The 6,865-nt window shown below is 68.4% G+C and carries 8 protein-coding genes; 7 read left to right on the top strand and 1 reads right to left on the bottom strand.

Features of this window, described 5'->3' with window-relative positions; all coding sequences use genetic code 11:
• Nucleotides 1-22 precede the first annotated feature (22 nt).
• The 5 genes from JOD27_RS35200 (at nucleotide 23) to JOD27_RS35220 (ending at nucleotide 4,581) form a co-directional block, all read left to right on the top strand.
• On the top strand, nucleotides 23-1,015 hold the full coding sequence (locus tag JOD27_RS35200) for an ABC transporter substrate-binding protein (protein WP_204766642.1): 993 nt from the start codon (nucleotides 23-25) through the stop codon (nucleotides 1,013-1,015).
• A 4-nt stretch (nucleotides 1,016-1,019) separates the two neighbouring features.
• Nucleotides 1,020-2,219, top strand: a complete 1,200-nt coding sequence (locus tag JOD27_RS35205; RefSeq protein ID WP_204766643.1) for an MFS transporter — start codon at nucleotides 1,020-1,022, stop codon at nucleotides 2,217-2,219.
• Between the two features lie 66 nt (nucleotides 2,220-2,285).
• Nucleotides 2,286-3,245: a hypothetical protein gene (locus JOD27_RS35210; RefSeq protein ID WP_204766644.1), complete on the top strand. Its 960-nt coding sequence runs from the start codon at nucleotides 2,286-2,288 to the stop codon at nucleotides 3,243-3,245.
• 5 nt (nucleotides 3,246-3,250) lie between these two features.
• Entirely contained in the window at nucleotides 3,251-4,174 is a 924-nt protein-coding gene (gene pip, locus JOD27_RS35215) for a prolyl aminopeptidase (RefSeq protein WP_307830508.1), read from the top strand.
• On the top strand, nucleotides 4,171-4,581 hold the full coding sequence (locus tag JOD27_RS35220) for a DnaJ family domain-containing protein (protein WP_204766645.1): 411 nt from the start codon (nucleotides 4,171-4,173) through the stop codon (nucleotides 4,579-4,581). Before pip ends, JOD27_RS35220 begins: the two co-directional genes overlap by 4 nt.
• On the opposite strand, the gene JOD27_RS35225 is transcribed toward JOD27_RS35220, so the two are convergent.
• The gene (locus tag JOD27_RS35225) at nucleotides 4,582-5,100 is read right to left on the bottom strand and encodes a lytic polysaccharide monooxygenase auxiliary activity family 9 protein (RefSeq protein WP_204766646.1); all 519 of its coding nucleotides are present in this window, start codon (nucleotides 5,098-5,100) and stop codon (nucleotides 4,582-4,584) included. It lies immediately after the preceding gene.
• Between the two features lie 185 nt (nucleotides 5,101-5,285).
• On the opposite strand from JOD27_RS35225, the gene JOD27_RS35230 reads away from it, so the two are divergent.
• Together JOD27_RS35230 and JOD27_RS35235 are read left to right on the top strand one after the other, a co-directional pair.
• Nucleotides 5,286-5,873: a GNAT family N-acetyltransferase gene (locus tag JOD27_RS35230; RefSeq protein WP_204766647.1), complete on the top strand. Its 588-nt coding sequence runs from the start codon at nucleotides 5,286-5,288 to the stop codon at nucleotides 5,871-5,873.
• Between the two features lie 135 nt (nucleotides 5,874-6,008).
• Nucleotides 6,009-6,749: a dienelactone hydrolase family protein gene (locus JOD27_RS35235; protein WP_204766648.1), complete on the top strand. Its 741-nt coding sequence runs from the start codon at nucleotides 6,009-6,011 to the stop codon at nucleotides 6,747-6,749.
• Nucleotides 6,750-6,865: the final 116 nt, after the last annotated feature.

The raw sequence follows: 6,865 nt of genomic DNA on the forward strand, positions 1-6,865 counted from the left end.
GCTAATCTCAGGAGGTGTACAGGTGCGCAGGACAGTCGCCGTGGTTCTGCTGCTCGGCCTTGTAGCCGGGTGCGGGGGGAACGCTCCAACCGGGCAGGCTGGTGGCCAGTGGTCGTTCAAGGACGACCGCGGCAAGGAGGTCACCGCGCCGAAGCGGCCGGAACGCGTTGTGGCGCAGGTGTCCGCGGCAGGTGCGCTCAAGGACTACGGGATCAACGTCGTCGGCACTTTCGGACCGCTCAAGCGGCAGGACGGGAGTACCGACCCCGAGGCGGGCAGCATCGACCCGAGTCAGGTCACCGACATCACCGGACCCGGTTACGGCGAGATCGACTTCGAGAAGTTCGCCGCGCTGAACGCCGACCTGGTCGTCGCGGGTTACTACCCGGAGGTCACCGGGCTCTGGCACCTCACGGCCGAGTTCGAGGAGAAGGTGCTCAAGATCGCCCCGACCGTCGGCATCGGGCAGTCGAAGATCCAGCTGCCGGACGGCATCAAGCGCTTCCGAGAGCTCGCGAAGGCACTCGGCGCCGACACCGAGTCGGCGAAGGTGAAGGCCGACGAGGAGGCGTTCACCAAGGCCGCCGAACGGCTCAAGGCCGTCGGCGCGAAGATGACGGCGGCGAACCAGAAGATCCAGGTCGTCGGCGCGGACCCCAAGCTCTTCTACGTCGCCGTGCCCGCCCGCAACCCGGATCTCGACTGGTACGCCAAGGAACTGGGGCTCCCGCTGCTCACGCCGGACAAGCCCGACACCGAGGGCGGCGGCTACTTCCAGTCGCTGTCGTGGGAGAACTCCGGCACCTACAAAGAGCACGTGATCATGTGGGACACGCGTCAGCACGTGCTCGACCCCGAGCAGATGAAGGAGGGCCACCCGGTCTTCCAGGCGCTGCCCGCCGTGCAGGCGGGCCGGTTCGTGCAGTGGAACGCGGTGGCACCGCTGAGCTTCGCCTCCTACGCCGAGATCATGAACAAATTGGCTGACCAGCTCGAACAGGTGTTGGCACGATGAGCGGGTGCTGACGCTCCTGAAGGAGAACGGCCCGTTGCGCGTGCTCAGCACCGCACGGGTCGTTTCCGTCGTGGGGGACGCGCTCAGCCTGGTCACGCTGATGCTGCACGTGCAGTCCGTGCTGGGGAAGGCCATCGCGGTGGCCGCGCTGCTGCTCGTGGGCGACTTCGCGCCGTCGTTGCTCAGCCCGCTGACCGGTGTCATCAGCGACAGGTTCGACCGGCGCACCGTCATGATCGCCTGCGAGATCGCGCAGGGCGTGCTGCTGGCCGTCATCGCGTTCACCCTGCCGCCGTTGCCGATCCTGCTCGCGCTGGTCGGCCTCCGCGCCGTGCTCGGGCAGATCTTCATCCCGGCCTCGCGGGCGGCCGTGCCGAGCCTCGTGGCCGAGAAGGACCTCGGGCAGGCGAACACCGTGCTTGGCCTCGGCACCAACAGCGCCGACGTGATCGGGCCGTTCCTCGCCGCCGCCCTGCTGACCTTCATGGACACCAGGGGTGTGCTGCTCGTCGACGCGGTGAGCTTCGGCCTGTCCGCGTTGTTGTTGCTGCGGCTGCCGAGACTGGTGGTGCCGGCCGAACCGGGGGAGTCCGTGTTCGCCGACGCGAAGGAAGGCCTGGGGGAGATCTGGCGTAACCGGGCACTGCGGATCATCTTCGTGGGCTTCTGCGGTGTCGTCGCGTGCACGGCGATCGACGACGTCGCGGTGCTGCAGCTGACCGTGGTGGTGTTCGGCGCGTCCGAGAGCGTGGCGGGCGTCATCCTCGGCGCGGTGGGCATCGGTCTGCTGACCGGGTACGCGTTGCTGGCCAGGGGATCCGCTCGGGTCGGCATGGTCGCGTTGCTCGTCGCCGGGTTCGCGATCAGCAGCGCCGGCAACCTGTTCACCGGTCTGGCGTGGGGCGTGGCATCGGCCTTCGCGTTGCAGGCGGTGCGCGGGCTGGGGATCGCGGCGATGGACGTCGCGCACAGCACGTTGATCCAGCGGCTCACCCCCGGTGATCGAACAGGCAGGGTGTTCGGCAACTTCTACGGCGGAATCGGTGTGGCGGCGGCGGTTTCGTACATCGGCGGCGGTCTGCTGCTGGACGCGGTGGGCCCGGAGCTGACGTTCGTCCTCAGCGGCGGTGCGGGTGTGCTGGTCGCGGGGTGGGTGGTTGCCGCTTCACGCGCAAGAGGTGTTGAGTGGGAATCAGCCTCTTGAGGGGAGAAGGCGATGTGGGGGAAACGCATTGCTGTTGTTGTCATCTCATTGTTGTTAGCCGGAACGATGCCGGCGGTCGCGTACGCGGCCACCGGGGTCGTGCCCGCGTCGACGTCGTGGGTGTCCGCTGACCGCGGCTGGGTGCTGGGCGTCGACACGCTCTGCCCGACCGCGAAGTGCACACAGCTCGTCCGCACGCTGGACGGCGGTAAGTCGTGGACCCGCGTGAAGACCCCGCCGCTGTCGGTTCCGGAGACCGAGCGGCTGCGGGTGCTGTTCGCGAACGACACCACGGGCATGGTGACCGATGGCGAGCAGCTGTTCGTCACCAGCAACGGCGGCACCCGCTGGGAACCGTCGGGGATCAAGGGAACCGTTGGGGCCCTGGGGTTCGACAGCTCCGGGTTTCTCGCGGTGATCTACGACGGCACGTCCAGCGGGCTGTTCCACCGCGAGCTGTGGTTCGGTTCCTGGCAGCCGGTGCCGGGCGTCGAGGTGAAGGGCCTGTCGTACGGGGAGATCGCCGCGGGCCAGGTCTCGTTGTCGCGGTTCGGTGAGCAGAACCGGTACTGGACCCGGTCACCGGCGGGCTGGACGGAGGAGCCTGCGCCGTGCGACGTCTTCTCGGCCACCCGGCTCGCCGTCGTCGGCACCGACCGGTACGCGTTGTGCAGCTTCGATCCAGGCTTCGGGAACATGACGAAGGAGCTGCGCAAGTCCGAGGGCGGGCAGTTCAAGACGATCAGCGTGCCGCCCAGCGCGGGCATCACGACGGGCTTCGCGATCTCACCGGAGGCTGCGCTCGTCGCCGCGACCGGGCGCGACTGGTCGTTCGTCCACCGCGGCCTCGGCGAGAAGTGGGACACGCCGCTCACGCTCGGCGGACCGCCGTTCGAGGACCTGGCGTTCTCCGACGCCCGGCACGCCACGCTGGTGCGCGGCGGTCCCGGCCAGGAGTTCGCCGAGGTGTATCGGACCGATGACGCAGGGTTGAACTGGAAGCTCCTGCGGATCTGGTTACTCTGAAGATCGTGGAGCCTTGGGAACACGGCATGCTCGACGTCGGGGACGGCAACCAGGTCTACTGGGAAGTCGTCGGCAACCCGGACGGCAAGCCTGCCGTGTTCCTCCACGGCGGTCCCGGTGCCCCGGCGAACGGTGCCCGCAGGGCGCTCGACACGGAGAAGTTCCGGCTGGTGATCTTCCACCAGCGCGGCTGCGGAAAGAGCACGCCGCACGCGAGCGACCCGGCCGCGGACATGAGCGTCAACACGACCGCCCACCTCATCGCCGACATGGAGAAGCTCCGCGAGCACCTCGGCATCGAGAAGTGGCTGGTGTTCGGCGGTTCCTGGGGCGTGACGCTCGGTGTCGCCTACGCGCTGCGCCACCCGGAGCGCGTCTCCGAGATGATCCTCATCTCGGTCACCCTCGCGTCCGCCCGTGAGATCGATTGGCTGTACAAGGGCGTTTCCCGGTTCTTCCCGGAGGCGTGGGAGAGGTTCAGCGCGCACGTCGGCCACGCGCCGGACGTGGTGCGCGCGTACGCCGACGTGATGGAGAACCCGGATCGCGCGGTCCGCGAGCAGGCCGCCGCCGAGTGGTGCCGGTGGGAGGACACCGTGCTGTCGCTGGAGGATTTCGGAAGGCCGAACCTGTTCAGCGACCGGGCGGACGACGACGCGATCGCCATGGTGCGCATCATCGCGCACTACTACGCGAACCTGGGTTTCCACGAGGACGGCCAACTGCTGCGCGACGCGGGCGAGCTCGCGGGCATCCCGGCCGCGCTGATCCACGGCCGACGGGACCTGAGCTGTCCTGCCGACACCGCCTACGCGCTGGCACAGGCGTGGCCGGACGCCGAACTGGCCCTGGTGGACGACAGCGGCCACAAGGGCAGCCCCGCGCTCACCGAGGCGGTGCAGGCCGCGATGAGGAGGTTCTCCCCGTGACGCAACGGAAACCGCCCGGCATGGGCTTCGAGTCGTGGATCGACAAGCAGATCCGCGAAGCCGAGGAACGCGGTGAGTTCGACGGCCTGCCGAGCGCCGGAAAACCGTTGCCCGGCGCGGGCGAGCCGCTCGAAGAGGACTGGTGGCTCAAGAAGAAGGTCCGGGAGGAAGAGGGCACGGCAGGGTTGCCCCCTTCCCTGGTGTTGCGCAAGGAGGCCGAGACCGCCAAGGCGCGTGCCCTGGCGGCCGCGACCGACGGCGAGGCGCGCGCGATCATCGAGGCGATGAACGCGAAGATCCTCGACGCGTTGCGCAAACCGTTGTCCGGTCCGCCTTTGAACCTCATGCCGTTCGACGTGGAGAAGCTGGTGCGTGAGCGGAAGGGGACCTCGCGCACCGACCGGTGATCAGCTCGCGTTGACGTCGATGCAGGAGTAGAACGCGTTCGACGTGTCGCCGATGTTCCAGATGGCGAGCACCTTGTGCTTGCCTGCGGACCCCAGGTTGACCTTGTGCGAGACGGTGGCCGGCGGGACCTGGTTGTTGCCGCTGAACGTCGCAACCTTGCGGCCGTCGACGAAGTACTCGTAGTCACGAGTGCGGTGGCGTGCGGTGAACGTCCAGTTGAACGTGGCCGTGCGGCCGACGCTCGTGACCTTCCAGCCCTTGTTGTCGTCGTTGAGGACGGCGAACTGCGACAGGTTGGCGTTGCAGCTGCGCAGGCCCTTCGGGCCCTCGACCGACTGCGGTTCGTACTGGATGGCACCGCAGTTCAGGGCCCTGTTGCTGGCGCACTGGGCCTGACGGCTGGCAGGCGAGGACACGTAACCGTGGGCGAACGCCGTGCCGGTGGGGAGAGCCACGAGGACCAACGGTGCAGCCAGAACACCTGCCACAGCGGCAGCAAGCCTGGGTCGATTCTTCATGTGACTTCCTTTGCCTTGATGTTGCTTGCATGCGTGACATCGCGGCGGCGGTTGAAGGTCTAGACCATACCGCGCGTAATCGTGGCGCCACAAGGTGTGTCTGACAGTTCCGGACCGAAAACCCGTTGCGGGCGCTCGGCACCGGATGTGAGGTTGATCAACCACCAACGACCGGAGGGACCCCTGTGCCGCTGCCCACCCCGACGCTGCACACCGATCGCCTGAGGCTGCGTCCCTTCACCGAGGCCGACGCGGACGCCCTCTTCGCCTTGCACAGCAAGGCTCACGTGCTGCGCTATTGGGACTCCCCGCCTTGGGGCGACCGTGCGCGCGCCGAGCGTTTCGTCGTGACGTGCCGACAGTTGGCGGACGAGGGCACCGGCGCACGGCTGGCCATCGACCGCGTTTCCGATGGTGCGTTCATCGGCTGGTGCAGCTTCGCCCGGTGGAATCCGGACTTCCGCAGCGCGGGGCTGGGGTACATCCTCGACGACGCGGCCTGGGGCCAGGGCTACGCGACGGAGGCCGCGCACGCTGTCCTGCGGTGGGCGTACGAGACGCTGGACCTGAACCGGGTCCAGGCCGAGGTCGACACGCGCAACGCGGCGTCGGCCCGCGTCCTGGAGAAGCTCGGGTTCCTGCGGGAGGGGACGATGCGGGAGGACTGCGTCGTGAACGGCGACGTGTCGGACTCGTGGGTGTACGGGCTGCTCAGGCGGGACTGGCGGCCTTCGCCAGAAAAGGCGTTGGCGGCTCGCGAAGGTCGCTGCTAGGTTTCCGGCTGCCGTGCGAGAGACCGAGGAGGTGGTACCCGTGAACATGTCGACATGGGTGCTCCCCTCAGGGGTCACGGTCGGGCGATAGGTCGTCCGGGAGCGCCGTTCAGAGCACTCCCGAAAGGCACGACCGTGCGATTCACTTCCGAACAGCGCTTCGACGACGGCGTTCTCGAGCGCGAGTTCACCCTCGGAGACGATATTCCCGGCATCCTGTGGACGCCCGCCTCCGCGACCGCGGCCTCACCCGCCCGGTTGATCCTGGCCGGTCATCCCGGCGGGCTGCCCATGATGTACCCCCGGCTGGTGGCGAGGGCCCGGCACGCCGCGGCGGAGGGGTACGCCTCGGCCAGCATCGAACTTCCCTGGAGCGGTGACCGGCCCCGTTCCGCCGACGCGGACGAGGCGCGCGCCGAGTTGCGGGCGGCGGTGCGGGCCGGTGAGCCCGTCAGCGACGACGTCGTCGACCGGCTCGTCCTCCCGCTGGTCGAGCAGTCGGTCCCGGAGTGGCGGGCCGCGCTGGACGATCTCCTCGCGCTGCCCGAGATCTGTGGGCCTGCCGGGTTCGCGGGCGGGGTGATCGCCATCGGCGTCCGGCTGGCGGCGGTCGAGCCGCGCATCGCGGCGGCGGTGCTGTTCGCCGGGAGCTACGTGCCGCGCCGCATGTTCGAGGAGGCGCGGCAGGTCACCATTCCGCTGCACGTTCTGCTGCAGTGGGACGACGAGGGGAACGACCGGCAGATGGCACTGGACCTGTTCGACGCCTTCGGCTCCGCCGAGAAGACGTTGCAGGCCAACATGGGCGGGCACACCGGAGTCCCGCAGTTCGCGGCGGACAACGCGAACCGGTTCTTCGACCGGCATCTGAAGTGAGAAAGTTGTCTCAGTTCTAGCTCCAACGCCGTGTAGTTAGGCGTTCGCGGTGACCGTCAAGGTTCTGGTGGGGCGAGGACGTCGATGCTGATAGTGGCGTTGTAGGTGGTGCGGTC

Origin of the sequence: Lentzea nigeriaca (genome assembly GCF_016907955.1) — a bacterium.
Classification (GTDB): Bacteria; Actinomycetota; Actinomycetes; order Mycobacteriales; family Pseudonocardiaceae; genus Lentzea; species Lentzea nigeriaca.

Coding starts and splice junctions, on each gene's coding strand:
- JOD27_RS35210 (WP_204766644.1), top strand. CDS start 2,286: ATGCCGGCGGTCGCGTACGCGGCCACCGGGGTCGTGCCCGCGTCGACG.
- JOD27_RS35225 (WP_204766646.1), bottom strand. CDS start 5,100: ATGAAGAATCGACCCAGGCTTGCTGCCGCTGTGGCAGGTGTTCTGGCT.